The organism is Kitasatospora sp. GAS1066B (genome assembly GCF_041262605.1).
Taxonomy (GTDB): Bacteria; Actinomycetota; Actinomycetes; order Streptomycetales; family Streptomycetaceae; genus Kitasatospora.
Genome location: NZ_JBGCCO010000002.1, coordinates 138,942 through 155,053 on the forward strand (window position 1 = coordinate 138,942; position 16,112 = coordinate 155,053).

A 16,112-nucleotide genomic window follows, 5' to 3' on the forward strand; every position below is an offset into this window, starting at 1 on the left:
GATGAGCACCACGACGATGGACGACACCCGATCTCACGCCCTCGTCCACGCGCGGATCATGCTGCGCCGCAACCTGCGGCACATGCAGCGCTACCCGTCGCTGACCATGATGATCATCCTGATGCCGTTGGTCTTCCTCCTCCTGTTCGTCTACGTCTTCGGCGGGACGCTCGGGTCGGGGCTCGGCAGCGGTATGCCGGCCGGCCTGCACGGTGGCCGCGCCGCGTACGCCGACTACGTGGCCCCGGCGATCATCCTGATGGCCGTGACCGCCGCGGCGCAGGGCACGGCGATCGCCGTCGCGCAGGACATGACCGAGGGCGTCATCGCCCGCTTCCGGACCATGGCCGTCGCCCGGTCGTCGGTGCTGACCGGTCATGTCGTGGGCGCGACCATCCAGACGCTGATCGGCGTCGTGGTCGTCACCTTGGCCGCGATAGCCGTCGGCTTCCGGCCGCACGCCAACGCGGCCGAGTGGCTCGCCGCCCTCGGCGTGGTCCTGCTGCTGACCTTCGCCGTGACGTGGCTCTGCGTCGGTCTGGGGCTGTCGGCCAAGAGCGTGGAGACCGCGAGCAACTCGCCGATGTTCCTCATCCTCCTGCCGTTCCTCGGCAGCGGGTTCGTCCCGACCAACTCCCTGCCGACGGCGATGCGCTGGTTCGCCGAGTACGAGCCGTTCACCCCGGTGAACGAGACGCTGCGCGGACTGCTGACCGGAACGAAGATCGGCGACAACCTGGTCATCACGATCGCCTGGTGCGTCGGGGTCGCGGTGCTGTCGTACGCCTGGTCACGGCGGTTGTACGAGCGGGAGCCGAAGCCGCTCTGAGCGGGTTGTGTCGTACCCGCGTTCTATGGTGTCGGAGTGCCTCGTTGTCGTGATCGGACCGATGTCCGGGTGGTGCATCGCACCGCCCGGATCGGTCTGTTTCCGGCCCAAGCGCAGGTCCAGCGAGGTTCGGGGCGCAGCGAGTGCTCCGCAGCAGGCAACTCAGGGAGGTAGGTACATGAGAGCACTCCTCACGTCGTCCGGGATCAAGAACAGCAGCATCCACGACGCGCTGGTCGACCTGCTGGGCAAACCGATCGCCGAGTCCAACGCCCTGTTCATCCCCACCGCCATCTACCCCTTCCCCGGCGGGCCCGGCATGGCGTGGCGGGCGATCTCCGGTGAGGGCCCATCGCCGTTGTGTGGATTGGGTTGGAAGTCGTTGGGGATCCTGGAGCTGACGGCGCTCTCGAGCATCGAGGAGGCTGCTTGGGTGCCAACGGTCCAGGCCGCCGACGCACTGCTGGTGTGGGGTGGTGACCCCCTGTTTCTCGCCAACTGGATGCGGCGCTCCGGTTTGACCGGCCTACTGCCGACGCTGCGCTCCGAGGCGGTCTACGTGGGGGTGAGCGCCGGGAGCATGGCCGTTGCCTCCACCTTTGTCGAGACCTACCGCGAACCGCCCCGGGGGAACGACGGACCGTTGAGGTCGGAGGACATCGTCTTCGCCACGCCCCAGGGTGACGTCGACAGAATCCTGGTCACGGGACAGGGAGCAGGACTCGTCGACTTCGCGGTGATCCCGCACCTGGAGCACCCGAACCACCCCGACGCCTCCTTGGCCAACGCGGAGAGGTGGGCGGCACGGATTCCCGCGCCGACGTATGCGATCGACGACGAGACCGCCATCAAGGTGGTCGACGGCGCCGTCCAGGTCGTCTCCGAGGGGCAGTGGAAACTGTTCCAGCCCTGATGCCAACGGCGGATCGCTCTGGTCCACCAACACCTGACAGGTGCCCGTGCCGGTAGGCGACGGCGCTGAGGCTGCCTGCGTGACGACCATGTCGTCTGGACGCGCCCCCTGTCCGACCCTCGGGCCGGACAGGGGGCGCGTTGCTCCCGGAAGATGATCAGCTCGCTGCGATCGCCGCCGCCGCGTGCCGCCCGGTCAGCGCGTGCCCGCCGCTCCCTTCTGACGGACCGTCACACCTTCGGCTGCTGCTGCGTGATGCAGTGAATGCCGCCCCCGTTCGCGAAGATCTCGCGGGCATCGACCAGTTCGACCTTGCGGCCCGGGAAGGCCTCGGCCAGGATGTCGGCGGCTTCCTGGTCGCGCGGGTCGTCGAAGGCGCAGAGGATGACGGCGCCGTTGGCGACGTAGTGGTTGATGTAGGAGTAGTCGACCGGTTCGCCGTCCTCGTCGTGCAGGACGGTGGGGGCCGGTACCTCGATGACCTCCAGGCGGCGGCCCTTGGCGTCGGTGGAGGCGCGCAGGAGGGCGACGAGTTCCTGGCAGACGGCGTGGTCGGGGTGGGCGGGGTCGCGCTGGACATGGGCGAGGACGACGCCGGGGCGGGCGAAGGAGGCGACGATGTCGATGTGGCCGCGGGTGCCGAACTCGTCGTAGTCGCGGGTGAGTCCGCGCGGCAGCCAGATCGCCTTGGTGGTGCCGAGGTGGGCGTGCAGTTCGGCCTCGACCTGCTCCTTGGTCCAGTCGGCGTTGCGGCCCTCGCCGAGTTGGACGGTCTCGGTGACCAGGACGGTGCCCTCGCCGTCCACGTGGATGCCGCCGCCCTCGTTGATCAGGCGGGAGGCGAAGCGCTGGACGCCGGCCAACTCGCTGACGTGCTCGGCGATGTGCTGGTCGTGCTCCCAGCTGGCCCAGGACTGGGCGCCCCAGCCGTTGAAGATCCAGTCGGCGGCGGCGAGCGAACCCCGGCCGTCGGTCAGGAAGGTGGGGCCGATGTCGCGCATCCAGGCGTCGTCCAGCGGGCGTTCGACGATCTCGACCTCGCCGGCGACGTACTCGCGGGCGGCCGCCGTCTCGCCGAGGTTGACGACCAGCGTCACCGGCTCGTAGCGGACGATGGTGTTGGCGACCTTCGCCCAGGCGAGCCGGGCGGCGTGCAGGTGCGCGGGGGTGTCGAAGGTCTGGTTGTCGGTGGGGAAAGCCATCCAGGTGCGCTCGTGCGGGTGCCATTCGGCGGGCATCGAGTAGCCGAGCGAAGCGGGGGTGGTCATGGCGGTAAGTCCTAAGAGGGGTGAGGGCGATGCTTACAGGAAGTAGAGGCGGCTGAGCGCGACGCTGTCGGAGGGTTCGGAGCGCAGGGGTTCGTCGTCCAGCGAGACCAGTCCGGTGCCGGCGTCCACGCCGACCCGGCCGGTGCGGGCGTTGCGGATCATGTCGCGCGGGCCGATGCCGCGGGTGCCGCGCACGCCCACACGCCGCCTGCGGGTGGGCAGTTGGTCGCCGTTGTCGACGGCGGCCTGCGCGACGAAGGCGACCGACAGGTCGGCCGCGGTGGCGCCGTGGGCGCCGAACTGCGGTCCGAGGACCAGGGGTTCGCAGCGGTCGGTGGTGGCGTTGGGGTCGCCGACGACACCGTAGGCGGGGAATCCGGCCTTGAGGACGAGCTGCGGCTTGGCGCCGAAGTGGTCGGGGCGCCACAGGACGATGTCGGCGAGCTTGCCGGTTTCGATGGAGCCGACCTCGTGGGCGAGGCCGTGGGCGATGGCGGGGTTGATGGTGAGCTTGGCGATGTAGCGCAGCACGCGTTCGTTGTCGTCGCCGCCGTCGCGGGTGCCGAACGAGCCGTCCAGCGGCCCGCGTTCGGCCTTCATCTTGCCGGCCATCGCGAAGGTGCGGCGCACCGTCTCGCCGGCGCGGCCCATGCCCTGGGCGTCGGAGGAGGTGATGCCGATCAGGCCGAGGTCGTGCAGGATGCCTTCGGCGCCCATGGTGCCGGCCCGGATGCGGTCGCGGGCCATGGCGGCGTCGCCGGGCAGGTCGAGCTTGAGGTCGTGGGCGGAGACGATCATGCCGGCGGCCTCGGCCAGCGCGTCCCGGCCGAACGGCAGGGTCGGGTTGGTCGAGGAGCCGATCACGTTCGCGACGCCGGCCATCTTCAGCACGTTGGGGACGTGTCCGCCGCCGCAGCCTTCGATGTGGAAGGCGTGGATGGTGCGGCCTTCGAGGACGGCCAGGGTGTCCTCGACCGAGAGGCACTCGTTGAGGCCGTCGGTGTGCAGGGCGACCTGGACGTCGTGTTCCTCGGCGACGCGCAGCGCGGTGTCGAGGGCGCGGGTGTGGGCGCCCATGTCCTCGTGGACCTTGAAGCCGCTGGCGCCGCCCTCCGCGAGGGCCTCCACCAGCGGGCCCGGGTCGGAGGACGAACCCCGGCCGAGGAAACCGATGTTGACCGGCCAGGCGTCGAAGGCGTTGAACGCGTGCCGCAGCGCCCAGGGGGAGTTGACGCCCACGCCCCAGACGGGGCCGAACTCCTGGCCGATGATCGTGGTGACGCCGGAGGCCAGCGAGGCCTCCATGATCCGGGGGGAGAGCAGGTGCACGTGGGTGTCGATGGAGCCGGCGGTGGCGATCAGGCCTTCGCCGGAGACGATGGTGGTGCCGGTGCCGACCACCACCTCCACGCCGTCCATGGTGTCGGGATTGCCGGCCCGGCCGATCGCCGCGATGCGGCCGCCGACCAGGCCGATGGAGGTCTTGACGATCCCCTGGACGGCGTCGATCACCAGGACGTTGCTGATCACGACGTCGCAGGTGGAGCGAACGGTGGCGGCCTTGAGGTGCAGGCCGTCGCGGGCGGTCTTGCCGAACCCGGCCAGGAACTCGTCGCCGGGCGCCTGGGAGTCGGACTCGACGCGGACGATCAGTCCGGAGTCGCCGAGCCGGATCCGGTCCCCCGCCCGGGGGCCGTGCACCGAGATGTAGTCGTGGGGGGAGATCGCGGTCACGAATCCACCTCCGAGTCGTCGAAGTTGATCAGGTAGCCGGTGGCGCGGGCCTTCTCCAGCGCCGCCTCGCGCGCGCCGGGCGCGTCCAGCGGTCCGTCGACCAGGCCGGCGAAGCCGATCGCCACCCGCTCGCCGCCGATGGGTGCCAGGCCGACCTCGACGACGGCGCCGGGGTCGAAGCGCACCGAGGAGCCGGCCGGGACGGCGAGGCGGGTGCCGTAGGCGGCGGCGCGGTCGAAGGCCAGGCGCGGGTTGACCTCGAAGAAGTGGAAGTGCGAGGTGACGCTGATCGGCACCGGCGAGGTGTTGTGGACGGTGAGGACGACGGTCTCCTCGACCGGGTCGTAGCCGGTGCCGGGACCGGGCAGCGCGGCGCCGGGGCCGTCCTCGCCGAGTGAACCGGCGCCCTGGAAGGGGTCGTTGACGACGGCGAGGCGGGTGCCGTCGTCGAAGACGGCTTCGACCTGGATGACGGTGACGATGTCGGGCACGCCGGGCAGCACGTCGTCGGCGCTCAGCACGGTGCGGCCGGCCTCGATCGCCTCGGCGAGCCGCTTGCCGTCACGAGCCGCCTCGCAGACGGTGTCGGCGATCAGCGCGGTGGCCTCGGGCACGTTGAGCCGGCAGCCGCGGGCGCGGCGGGCGCGGGCCAGTTCGGCGGCTGTGAAGAGCAGCAGCCGGTCCCGTTCGGTAGGGGTGAGTCGCACGATGCCTCGCTCGCGGGTTACCGGGGGGAAGGGGAGGGATGCGTCCGTCGGTTAGAACGGCGTTCAAATTTCTGCTGGCCATTGAACCTGGATCGGGTCGCCGTGTCCAGCCTTGCCCGGGTTGCGGTGTTCTGCGCGGGTGACCGGCGGGGGTGTCGCTCGTTTAGCGGAGGCAGAGCCGTACGCGGGTGCGGGGGCCGGCCGACCGGAGGTGGCGAGGGTGCGACGGCGGACGATGCTGGCGGCGGGCGCGCTCGGCGTGCTGCCGGCGGCCGCGGCGTCACCGGCCGGCGCGCGAGCGGGGGACAGGGCGGCGGACGCCGCGCAAGCCCTGGCGCGGCTGCGGGCGGGCAACGACCGCTGGGTGCGCGGAGCGGTCAGCCGGCCGGATGCCTCGCCGGACCGTCGGCAGCAGCTGGCGGGCGGCCAGGCGCCGTTCGCGGTGGTCTTCACCTGCGTCGACTCCCGGGTCCCGCCCGAGCTGGTCTTCGACCAGGGGCTCGGCGACCTGCTGGTGGTCCGCACCGCCGCGCACACCCTCGACCCGCTGATCGCCGGCAGCCTCGAGTACGGCCCGGTCGAGCTGGCCACCCCGCTGCTGCTGGTGCTCGGCCACCAGGGCTGCGGCGCGGTCACCGCCGCCGTCCGTGCGCTGCACGACGGCGCGTCGCTGCCGGGGCACCTCGCGGAGGTGGCGCGCTGCCTGCGCGCGCCGTACCAGGCGGTGCTGGCGGCGGGCGCGACCGGCGGATCCGGCGCGCCAGCAGGAGCCGGCGGCGCCGAGCTGGTCGAGGCGGTGGTGCGCGAGCAGACCCGGCAGACCGTGGCCCGGCTGCGCGCCGACGAGCTGCTCGCCCCGGCGGTGGCCGCCGGGCGGCTGGCGGTGCGCGGCGGGTACTACGCGCTGGAGAGCGGTGCGGTCGACTTCGCGGCCCGAGAGCTGCCCTGATCGCGCCGCGCCCCGCAGCGCGCCGGACGGCGGATGTTGACAGCGTGTCAGCAGACTGCGCGCCGTGAGCCCCCTGTGCACCTCAGTTGACGTCTCACGCACCGTTGCGACCGGGGGCGAGCCGGACTCACGATGGATCAGAGCGCAGCTGGGGGGCAGATCTGATGGAAAGTCAGCAGCAGTTCGAGATCGAGACGGGCGCCGAGGCGGGCGCCGCCGAGGAGCGCGCGCCCGACCGCCGGTTGCACGCGGCCTTCGCACCCGCGGACCTCGCGGCGATCGCCGCGCTGCGCGCCGCCCTGCGCGGGGCGCTGGCCGACTGGGGCGCCCCCGAGCTGGCCGACACCGCCGAGCTGCTCGCCACCGAGCTGGTCGCCAACGCCCTGCGGCACACCTCGACCGGCGCCGTGCTGGACGCGGTGCTCGGCGCCGACCTGCGGCTGCGGGTCGAGGTGCGGGACGGTGACGCCCGGCTGCCCAGGCCGCGCCGGGCGACCGAGACGGAGACCGACGGGCGGGGCCTGGCGCTGGTCGCGGCGCTGGCGGACGCCTGGGGCGTGCGGCTGCGGTCCGAGGGCAAGACCACCTGGTTCGAAGTGGTGGCGGACCGGTCGTGACGCGCCGTACCCGAGGCCGCACCTGAAGCTGCGTAGGGAGCCGGGGACGGAGCTGCCGCGCGTGTGACGCGAACGTTCCGGACACGTTACGCGCGGGTCGACCGGGCGTTATTGCCGCGTGGTCGAACATTCGACAGGATAGTGAGAATGTGTGTCCGGACCGGGCGCCCCACTCTCGTGGTGCCGCCCCCGGGCCACACCCGACTCGACGGACCCGGCAGGGGCAGGAGAACCATGGCGACTGAGCCCGAGCCGCAGGGGCCCGCACGCCTTCCGCTCGGCCCGCAGGCCCAGGGCGGTCGGCGCGCCGGCACCCGCGGCAGCAGCCCGATGGGCGGCCTGGGCGCCCCGCCCGTGGCGCTGCCCACCACGGTGCAGAGCCTGCCGGGGCGAGGCGGCGACTCGACGCCGGAGTGGCTGGAGCCGGCGATGGCCGCCAACGGCATCGGCTCCTTCGACTGGGACATCCGCCGCGACCTGATCGAGGCCGACCAGCGCGCCTGCGGCTTCATGGGCGTGCGCGGCTGCGCCCCGGAGCTCAGCTCCGAGGACTTCCTGGCGCTGCTGCACCCCGAGGACGCGCCGGTGGTGCGCCGCAGAGTCGAGCGCGCGGTGGCCGAGCTCGGCCAGTGCGGCGCCTACTACCGCACCGTCTTCCCCGGCGGCGAACTGCACGCCGTGCGGTTCCGCGGCCGGGTGCTGGCCGACGCCTTCGGCCGCCCCTCGCGGATGGTCGGCTTCCTCTGGGACGCCACCGCCGAACTGCACAAGCGGGAGGACGCAGGGCGGCAGGCCGCCCTGCGCGAGGACCGGTCGCGGTTCATCAAGGAGGCAGCCCGGGCGCTCTCGGAGGCCGTCACGGTGCGCGACGTGGCCCGGGTCTTCACCGAGCTGCCGCTGCCCGGACTGCCGCCGGACGGTCTGGTGCTGGCCGCGATGGAGGCCGGGCGGCTGCGGATCCTGGGTGCCAGCGGCTACCGCTCCGAGCACATGCTCCCCTTCGACCGGATGCCGCTGGAGCCGTTCCAGCCCGCCGCGGAGGCGATCCGCAGCCGGCTGCCGCTCTTCCTCGCCAGCCAGGACGAGTACCGCGAGCGGTTCCCGCAGGCCTGGCCGAAGGTGATCGGCACCGGGCGCAGCGCCTGGGCCTACCTGCCGCTGGTGGCCAGCGGCCGGACGATCGGCCTGTGCCTGGTCAGCTTCGACGACTCGCGCGAGCTGGACGCCGACGAGCGCACCCTGCTCTCCACCCTGGGCGGCCTGGTCGCGCAGTCGCTGGCCCGGGCCCGGCTGCACGACGCCGAGCACGAGCTGGCGGCGGGCCTGCAGCGGGTGATGCTGCCGCGCAACGTGCCGGCCGTGCCCGGGGTGACCACCGCGGTGCGCTACCTGCCGGCCGGCTCCGGGCTGCAGATCGGCGGCGACTGGTACGACGTGGTGCCGCTGCCCGGCGGGCACGTCGGCCTGGTGATCGGCGACGTGCAGGGCCACGACGTGCACGCGGCCGGGATCATGGGGCAGCTGCGGATCGCGCTGCGCGCCTACGCGGCCGAGGGGCACCCGCCGGCCGCCGTGATGGCCCGGGCCTCGCGCTTCCTGGCCGACCTGGACACCGACCACTTCGCCACGTGCACCTATGCCGAGGTCAACGTCGACTACGGCGTGGTCTACGCGGTCCGGGCCGGGCACCTGGACCCGGTGGTGAGACGCGCCGACGGCACCAGCACCGTGCAGAGCGTGGTCGGCGGCCTGCCGCTGGGCATCGGGGCCGACCAGGAGTACCAGGTGACCCGGTTCAGCCTGGACCCGGGCGAGACCGTGGTGCTCTGCACGGACGGCCTGGTCGAATCGCGCGGCCTCGACCTGGACACCGGGATGGCCCGGCTCTGCGAGTCGGTGGCCGGTGAGCTGGGCTCGGCCGGCGACGGTGCGAGCGACCCGATCGAGGAACTCGCCGACCGGATCGCCGCCCGGGCCGCCGACCCCGCCGAGCGCGAGGACGACATAGCGCTGCTGCTGCTCCGCTGGGACGGCCCCGAAGGCGGGCTGGCCGCCCAGCAGTTGCGCCGCCGGATCGGGCAGGCCGACCTGGCCCGGGTCGCCGAGCTGCGTGGCGAGCTGCGGGACGCGCTGCGCCGCTGGGGCGTGCCCGAGTTGATCGACACCGCCGAACTGCTCGCCTCCGAGCTGGTCACCAACGCGATCCGGCACACCGACCGGGACGCGATGTTCACCGCCCGCCTCTACCGCGAGGACGGCCGCGAGCCGCGGCTGCGGATCGAGGTCGAGGACGAGTCCGACCTGTGGCCCAAGCGGCGCACCCCGGGGGAGCAGGCCTCCTCCGGGCGCGGCCTGATGCTGGTCGAGGCGCTCGCGGACGCCTGGGGCGTGGAGCCGCGCGGGTCCGGCAAGCGGATGTGGTTCGAGCTGTCGGCGCCGCCGGTGGCGGAAGCGGCCTGAGCCAGGCCGCCGGCGGTGGCGGCAGCGGCCCGAGCCGACCGCCACCGCCGCTGCGGCCAGCGCCGGCCGTCGGTGCTAGGTCCTGTCCGGCCGATCTTGCCGGGCGCGCGACGCCGGGCATCCCGCCTGGACGCACGCCCGAATCGCCCAAGTACGTCCAGTACGAGGACGACTCGGGCGCACGCCCAGCCGGGCGCCCAACGCCGCGCGCTGATCCGACAAGATCGACCGGACAGGACCTAACCGAACTGCTGCTCCAGGTCCTTGAGCTTCTGCTCCAGCGAGTCGAGCCGGGGCAGCGTCATGGTGTCATCCTCCGTGCTGAGGTCGATGGTCCGCCGACCGGGGCGGGCCGGCAGGCCGGGCGCGGTGGCGGTCTCCGGGGCGGGGAGCGGTGCTATCGCGGGCTCCGCGCTGCTGGCGGGCTCCAACTGCCGGGCGGCGGCGCCGGTGCGGACCCGGCCCCAGCCGCCGGGGGCCCGGTTGAGCGCGCGGATCTCGGCTCGTTCGCGGCGGCTGGCCAGCCGCTGGCGCTCGCGGTTGACCACGGCCTCGCGCCTGGTGTCGCGGACCTCCTCGACGGCCTCGTCCAGGCTGCGGACGCCTTCGAGCAGCATCAGCGACCAGGCCGCGTAGGTCTCCAGCGGGGCGCGCAGCCAGCGCACGATCCGGATCTGCGGCAGCGGCCGGGGCACCAGCCCCTGCTCGCGCAGCGCCGCCACCCTGGTCTGCTTGAGCGCCCGGTCGAAGAGCACGGCGGCCGACAGCGACATCCCGGCGAAGAACTGCGGCGCTCCCGCGTGTCCGAGACCGCGGGGCGCGTGCACCCAGTTGAACCAGGCGGAGGCGCCGGCGAAGAGCCAGACCAGCAGGCGCGAGCCGAGCGCGGCGTCACCGTGGCTGGCCTCGCGGACGGCGAGCACCGAGCAGAACATCGCGGCGCCGTCCAGACCGAACGGGACCAGGTACTCCCAGCCGCCGGACAGGCCCAGGTTCTGGGTGCCGAAGCCGACCAGACCGTGGAAGGAGAGCGCGGCCGCGACGGCCGCGCAGCAGAAGAGCAGGGTGTAGGAGGCGCCTCCGTAGAGCGACTCCTTGCGGCGGCGCCGTTCCTCGGTGCGCTCCCAGGAGTCGGCGCCGCGCGCGGTGGCCGCTCCCCTGCTGCGCAGGAAGGCCACCAGGAGGGCGCCCGGCAGCAGGATGGCGACGGCGGCCACGGCCCAGCCCAGTGGTATGTCCGACAGTTTCATGGTGCTGGACCAACCTCGCTCTCTCGGCATGCGAAACGGGACGGCACGGGGCCACCCGAGGGAGGTTCATCATGGCGGATGGTGCTCGGCCGCGTGGGCGGTTTGGGGGTAAATACGCTGGAGAGAGCGAGAGCTGACGTTCCGTCAGGATGATGATATGACCGCAGGCTTGGCGGGGTCCGCTCAGCCGCAGGAGCGCGGGCAGCCGACGCACGGGTCCGCGGGGCGCACCGTGTAGTAGAGGCAGCAGCTCACCCGGGTGCGGACCGGGGTCGGTGGGCCCGCCGGGCGGCTCGCCCCGGCGGTCCTGAACGCGGCGGTCCGGAACGCGGTGGTCCGGAACGCGGCGGCCCCGACGAACGGGGCGCTGTCCGCACCCTCGGGCAGCAGTGCTGCCAACTCGGCCAGCGCGCGGGCCTCCTGGCCGAGCAGCCCGGCGGCGTACCAGAGGCCCTCGACCACTTCGTCGGTGGCCAGCCCCCAGAGGGTGCGCGGACCGCGCCGCAGCTCGCCACGGAAGGCGGCGAGGAGCGGGGCCAACTGCTCGGCCAGCGCGGCGCGCAGCGCGGTCCGCAGGGCCGGCTCGTCCGCGACGGGGCGGGCCCCCGGCAGCCGGGCGGCCGGGTCGCCGGGCAGGCAGGCGAAGGCGATCGGCTCCGGGGCCGCCAGCAGCGCCAGCTCGGCGGGCCCGCCGCCGCTCGCGGCGCGCCGGCTGGCCAGCTGCGCGACGGTCGGCAGCGGGACCCGGCGCTCCAGCAGCCAGGGCAGCGTGAAGAGCAGGCAGAGCGGCCAGGTGTAGCGGTGCAGCCAGAAGCCGGCGGCGACGTCGGGCCGGGGCGCGGTGCCGTAGCGGGCCAGGCCGTGCCGGGCCTCGGTGGCGATCAGCCGGGCCCGCAGGGCCGGATCGGCGAGCAGCCGGGGGGTGCGCACCCAGCCCTCGTGCGGGTGGGCGGCGCGGCGGTGCTGGATCCGGAGCTCCGGGAAGACCTGGGCGAACGCGGTGTACGCGCCGGCGAAGGGGGGCGCCGGGGGCGGGTACGGGGAGGCGCACTCGGTCAAGGCGAGGCCCCATCGGATCGGGCGGGGTGTGGCCCCGGGCGTGGCTGATCCCCGGGAGGGGCGGGGTGCACACCCCACCCCCTCAGGTAAGCCTCACCTTAGCTGACGGGCCGTCGGAGATCCCGCCCGCCGCGTCCGTCCGGGGGACCGGCGGCCCGCGCCCAGGCCGTCCGCGCTCAGGCCGCCCCGCTCAAGTCGCCGTCAGGCCGCCCCCGCCGCCCCGCGGATCCGGGGCACCCCCGGGCGGGCGCTCGGCGGCGCCCCGCGCGGGGCGCCCGGTGGGCCGCCGGGGCTGCCGGTGCCGCCGTCCTCGCCCAGCCGGCCCACCAGCCAGACCGGCACGCCGCCCAGCGCCTGCACCAGCCGCCCGGCCTCGGCGCGCAGCCGCTGCGCCTCGCCCGGCTCCGAGACCTCGGCCAGCGCGGCCAGGGCCGGCGCCACGCCCACCATGAAGCCCAGCTCCTCGCGCAGCCGGAGCGAGGCGGCGAAGCCCTCGCGGGCCCGGGTGCGGTCGCCGCCGGCCAGCGCGAGCGCGGCCAGGTGCCGCCAGGTGGCGGACGCCAGCAGGGTGTCGCCGTGCGCCAACGCCCCTTCGTGGGCCCGGCGGTAGGCGATCCAGGCGGCGGTCTGGTCGCGCAGCAGGTTCTCCGCGACCAGCCCGCGCCGGAAGTCCAGCAGCGGCCGCCCCGGTGCGCTCGGCGGCAGCAGCGCGGAGGTCCGCCCGAGCGCGGCCTGCGCCTCGTCCAGCCGGTCGCGCGGCCCGAGCACGCTGCCCAGGTAGGCCAGGAAACCGCGGGCGCAGGCGGCCGCCGCGCGCTGCTCGGTGCTGGTCACCCCGGCCTCGGCGAGCCGCAGCGCGGCCTCGGCCTGGTCCCAGTGGTCGGCGGTGAAGAGGCACTGCTCGATCAGCAGCTCGGCCCGGACCAGGGCGGTTCGGGCGTCCCGTTCGGCGCTCAGGGTGAGCAGTTCGGCGGCCTCCTGCCAGCAGGCGCGCGAGCGCAGCCGCCACACCGTGCCACTGGTGATCTCGTCGAGCGGGCCGTCGGCCCCCGGATGCAGCCCCCCGCCGTGCGGCGGCACCCCGGGCGGCCCGCCGGGCGGTTGCGCCCCGGTGCCCCCCTGCGTGCCGTGTCGATGTCGGTCGGCATCCGCCGGCCGGCCGCGCGCCCCCCCGCTCAGCGGGGCCGTTCCGTGCTCCGACAACGCCACCTCCTTGTGTGCGGTGCCCCACGGTCATGCGGTGGCTCCGACGGCGACGGATCGGCGGCGGAGACCGACGACCAGGCTGTGGAGCACCGCAATTCAACACTCGGGTGAGCTTGTGCACCAGATCACGAGCGCGACGTCTTTCGGTTCTCTCCCCGTTCTCTCCCGGTTCTCGAGCGGTTTCGAGCGATCTCGAGCGGTGTCGGGTGGCCGCGTGGGGCTGGTGGTGACGGACGGTCAGGAGGTCCAGCCGGTCTCCAGCAGCGCCTCGGCCGCGCCGTTCACCGGCTGCGGCACGCCGCCCTCGTCCAGCGCGAAGAGCGCCACCAGCAACTGCTCGCCGCGCACCGTCGCCTGGTGCGAGTACCCGGCGGTGGTGAACATCGCGGCGGCCATCTCCTCGGCGTGCAGGGTCTGCAGCCACAGGCACTCGACCGAGCGCATGTCGGCCTGCTCCGGCCAGCTGTCCACCTGGGCCACCAGGCGCCGGCCGAGCAGCGTCACGGCCTCGCGCTCCTGGCCCTCGGTCAGCTCCAACTCGCCGAAGCCGAGCCACTCCAGGTACCGGGCGGCGGCCAGCACGGCGTCCTGCCCGGTGCGGATCGGCTGCGGGCGGAACGGCGGCCGGTTCTGCCAGCGACCGCCCTGCGGCACGGCGGGCTGGATCGGCGGGGCGGTGGGCGCGCTCGGCACCCCGGCGGGCGGGGCGGCCGGCGCACTCGGCACCCCGGTGGTGTGCCGCGGTGTGCCGGAGTAGCCCTGGCGCTCCGCGAGCAGCGAACCGTCGCCGTGCTGCGCCCCGGCCGCGCCGGGGCGCACCCCGAGCGGGCGCGACCCCTGCGGCCCGGTGGCCCCCGCGCGCGGCTGCCGGTCGACCGGCAGTCGCACCGTGGCACCGCAGTTACAGGTGAACTCCGGCTGCGGCCACTGGTCGTTGCGCCCGCAGCTCGGGCAGCGCAGGCTCAGCCAGGAGTCCTCCCAGGAGCGGAACCGCACCTGTACCGGCACCCCGCCGCGCAGCAGCGGCACCTTGAGCGCGGCCCCGCACGGGCAGGGCAGCGTGGGCGGCTCGTAGACATGCTCGCGCCGGCAGGCCGGACAGCGGATCGCCCGCGCGCCGGCCGGTGCGGTCGCGGCCTCGGGGAGCTGGTCCCCCGGACGCGGTCCACCGCCGTCCCAGGAGTCGTTGCCGGTGAAGTCGTCGGGCAGCGGATGTCCGGACAAGGCGCGCACCGTCCGTTCGGGTGAGAGGGGCGGGTCGCCCTCCATCGTCCCCGATCGGGCCGTTCGATGGTGCCGAATGTCGGAATGATCAGGGATTTTTCAGGGTGAATCCCTCGGCGCGCGGAGCCCCCGCGGGCGTCAACCCGCCGACCAGCGGGCCAGATCGGCCGGGGTGTCCAGGTCGTCGGGGACGGCGATGTCGCCGCACTCGACGAGGCGCAGTTCGGCCTGATGGTTCGTCAGCAGCGCGCGGGCGCCGGCGTCGCCGCGGGCGGTCTCGGCGGCCTCGGCGAGGTGCTCGGCACCGATCAGCACGGGGTGGCCGCGGCGGCCCCGGTAGCCGGCGGCGGCCAGCGTGGCGCCGGCGCGGTGGGCGGCGAGCAGCCGGGCAACGGCGGCGGGGGTGACGCCCGGGGTGTCGACCAGCGAGACCAGCACGCCCGAGCAGCCGGCCGGCAGCGCGGCCAGGCCGGTGCGCAGCGAGCCGCCCATGCCCTCGGCCCAGTCGGGGTTGGCGAGCACCGTGCAGCCGGCCAGCTCGGCCGTGGCGAGCACCTGGTCACGAGCCGCGCCGAGCACCACGAGCACCGGATCACAGCCGCCCTCGCGCACCACCTCGACGGCGTGCTCGACCAGCGGGCGGCCCTGGAAGGGCAGCAGCGCCTTCGGCCGGCCGCCCAGCCGCCGGCCGCCGCCGGCGGCGAGCACCAGGGCGGGAACGGGCGAGGTGGGCGGGGGAAGCTCGGCCATGCCACCAGCATGGCGGTCGGCGGGCCGCCCGCGCGCTGTGTGATTGCACAAGGGTGCGCCGCTGACCTTGTACGGACGCCGGTCGATGCGCCGCTGGATCTTTGCCGCGTGTCGTTTTCTACTGGCAGTCATGCACACCGCACCCTCCCCGCTGGTCGACCGCTTCGGCCGGGTCCACACCGATCTGCGGATCTCCCTGACCGACCGCTGCAACCTGCGCTGCACCTACTGCATGCCGGCCGAGGGCCTCAACTGGCTCCCGAAGGCCGAGGTGCTCACGGACGAGGAGATCATCCGGCTGGCGCGGATCGCGGTGCGGCGGCTGGGGATCGCCTCGGTGCGGCTGACCGGGGGCGAGCCGCTGCTGCGGCGCGGCCTGCCCGGCCTGGTGGGGCGGCTGACCGAGCTGGGCGTGGAACTGTCGCTGACCACCAACGGGATCGGGCTGGCCAGGATGGCCGGCGACCTCAAGGCCGCCGGGCTGCGCCGGGTCAACGTCAGCCTGGACACGCTGCGCCGCGACCGGTACCAGGAGATCACCCGGCGTGACCGGATCGAGGACGTCTTCGCGGGCCTGGCCGCCGCACAGGCGGCCGGGCTGGCCCCGGTCAAGATCAACGCGGTGCCGGTGCGCGGGGTCAACGACGACGAGATCCTCGACCTGGTCGCGTTCGCCGCCGATCACGGCTACCGGATGCGGTTCATCGAGTCGATGCCGCTGGACGCCCAGGGCGCCTGGGACCGCTCGGCGATGATCACCGCCGACGAGCTGCTGGCCGTGCTGGGCACCCGCTACCGGCTGATCCCGGTGGAGCGCGCGCCGCTCGGCGCCGGGCGCGGCACCCCGCCGGCCGAGGAGTTCCGGATCGCCGGGACGGACACCGTGCTCGGCGTGATCGCCTCGGTCACCCGGCCGTTCTGCGGCACCTGCGACCGGGTCCGGCTGACCGCCGACGGCCAGCTGCGCAACTGCCTCTTCGCGACCGAGGAGTCCGACCTGCGCGCGCTGCTGCGCGGCGGGGCGGCGGACGCCGAGATCGAGCGGGCCTGGCGCAACACGATCGCGCGCAAGGGCCCGGGGCACGAGATCAACTCCGCGGCCTTCGTCCAGCCGGAGCGGCCGATGTCGGCGATCGGCGGCTGACG

At 74.2% G+C, this 16,112-nt stretch carries 14 protein-coding genes; 6 read left to right on the top strand and 8 right to left on the bottom strand.

Annotated elements, in window-relative coordinates; translation table 11 throughout:
- Position 1 precedes the first annotated feature (1 nt).
- On the top strand, positions 2-829 hold the full coding sequence (locus tag ABH937_RS02230; protein ID WP_280687163.1) for an ABC transporter permease: 828 nt from the start codon (positions 2-4) through the stop codon (positions 827-829).
- Positions 830-1,007: 178 nt separating this feature from the next.
- Positions 1,008-1,742, top strand: coding sequence for a Type 1 glutamine amidotransferase-like domain-containing protein (locus ABH937_RS02235; protein WP_280687164.1), 735 nt, complete (start codon positions 1,008-1,010; stop codon positions 1,740-1,742).
- 230 nt (positions 1,743-1,972) lie between these two features.
- Here the strand turns inward: ABH937_RS02235 and ABH937_RS02240 are convergent, their stop codons facing one another.
- From ABH937_RS02240 to ureA, 3 genes are read right to left on the bottom strand one after another with little or no spacing between them, the layout of a single operon-like run.
- Positions 1,973-3,010 (bottom strand): agmatine deiminase family protein, encoded by a 1,038-nt coding sequence (locus ABH937_RS02240; RefSeq protein WP_280687165.1) that lies wholly within the window; start codon positions 3,008-3,010, stop codon positions 1,973-1,975.
- A 33-nt stretch (positions 3,011-3,043) separates the two neighbouring features.
- Positions 3,044-4,744 carry an urease subunit alpha gene (locus ABH937_RS02245; protein ID WP_370145981.1) on the bottom strand — a complete coding sequence of 567 codons (1,701 nt, stop codon included), beginning with the start codon at positions 4,742-4,744 and terminating at the stop codon, positions 3,044-3,046.
- Positions 4,741-5,451 (bottom strand): urease subunit gamma, encoded by a 711-nt coding sequence (gene ureA / locus ABH937_RS02250; RefSeq protein WP_280687166.1) that lies wholly within the window; start codon positions 5,449-5,451, stop codon positions 4,741-4,743. The genes ABH937_RS02245 and ureA overlap by 4 nt, the downstream gene beginning before the upstream one ends.
- A 220-nt stretch (positions 5,452-5,671) precedes the next feature.
- On the opposite strand from ureA, the gene ABH937_RS02255 reads away from it, so the two are divergent.
- From ABH937_RS02255 to ABH937_RS02265, 3 genes are all read left to right on the top strand, one after another.
- Positions 5,672-6,400, top strand: a complete 729-nt coding sequence (locus ABH937_RS02255; RefSeq protein ID WP_370216961.1) for a carbonic anhydrase — start codon at positions 5,672-5,674, stop codon at positions 6,398-6,400.
- Positions 6,401-6,564: 164 nt separating this feature from the next.
- Positions 6,565-7,017 (top strand): ATP-binding protein, encoded by a 453-nt coding sequence (locus ABH937_RS02260; RefSeq protein WP_280687168.1) that lies wholly within the window; start codon positions 6,565-6,567, stop codon positions 7,015-7,017.
- 234 nt (positions 7,018-7,251) lie between these two features.
- Complete coding sequence (locus ABH937_RS02265; protein WP_370216962.1) at positions 7,252-9,477, top strand: SpoIIE family protein phosphatase; 2,226 nt, start codon at positions 7,252-7,254, stop codon at positions 9,475-9,477.
- Positions 9,478-9,716: 239 nt separating this feature from the next.
- Here ABH937_RS02265 and ABH937_RS02270 read toward each other — a convergent pair whose 3' ends face one another.
- The 5 genes from ABH937_RS02270 to ABH937_RS02290 form a co-directional block, all read right to left on the bottom strand.
- The gene (locus ABH937_RS02270; RefSeq protein WP_280687170.1) at positions 9,717-10,727 is read right to left on the bottom strand and encodes a DUF2637 domain-containing protein; all 1,011 of its coding nucleotides are present in this window, start codon (positions 10,725-10,727) and stop codon (positions 9,717-9,719) included.
- A 183-nt stretch (positions 10,728-10,910) separates the two neighbouring features.
- Positions 10,911-11,786, bottom strand: coding sequence for a (2Fe-2S)-binding protein (locus ABH937_RS02275; protein WP_280687171.1), 876 nt, complete (start codon positions 11,784-11,786; stop codon positions 10,911-10,913).
- A 201-nt stretch (positions 11,787-11,987) separates the two neighbouring features.
- Positions 11,988-12,845: a hypothetical protein gene (locus ABH937_RS02280; protein WP_280687322.1), complete on the bottom strand. Its 858-nt coding sequence runs from the start codon at positions 12,843-12,845 to the stop codon at positions 11,988-11,990.
- A 384-nt stretch (positions 12,846-13,229) separates the two neighbouring features.
- Positions 13,230-14,216 carry a hypothetical protein gene (locus tag ABH937_RS02285; RefSeq protein ID WP_280687172.1) on the bottom strand — a complete coding sequence of 329 codons (987 nt, stop codon included), beginning with the start codon at positions 14,214-14,216 and terminating at the stop codon, positions 13,230-13,232.
- 138 nt (positions 14,217-14,354) lie between these two features.
- A complete protein-coding gene (locus tag ABH937_RS02290) occupies positions 14,355-14,966 on the bottom strand; it encodes an NTP transferase domain-containing protein (protein ID WP_370216964.1) in 612 nt (203 codons plus the stop codon).
- 130 nt (positions 14,967-15,096) lie between these two features.
- Between ABH937_RS02290 and moaA the strand changes: the two genes are divergently transcribed.
- On the top strand, positions 15,097-16,110 hold the full coding sequence (gene moaA, locus ABH937_RS02295) for a GTP 3',8-cyclase MoaA (protein WP_370216965.1): 1,014 nt from the start codon (positions 15,097-15,099) through the stop codon (positions 16,108-16,110).
- Positions 16,111-16,112 lie beyond the last annotated feature (2 nt).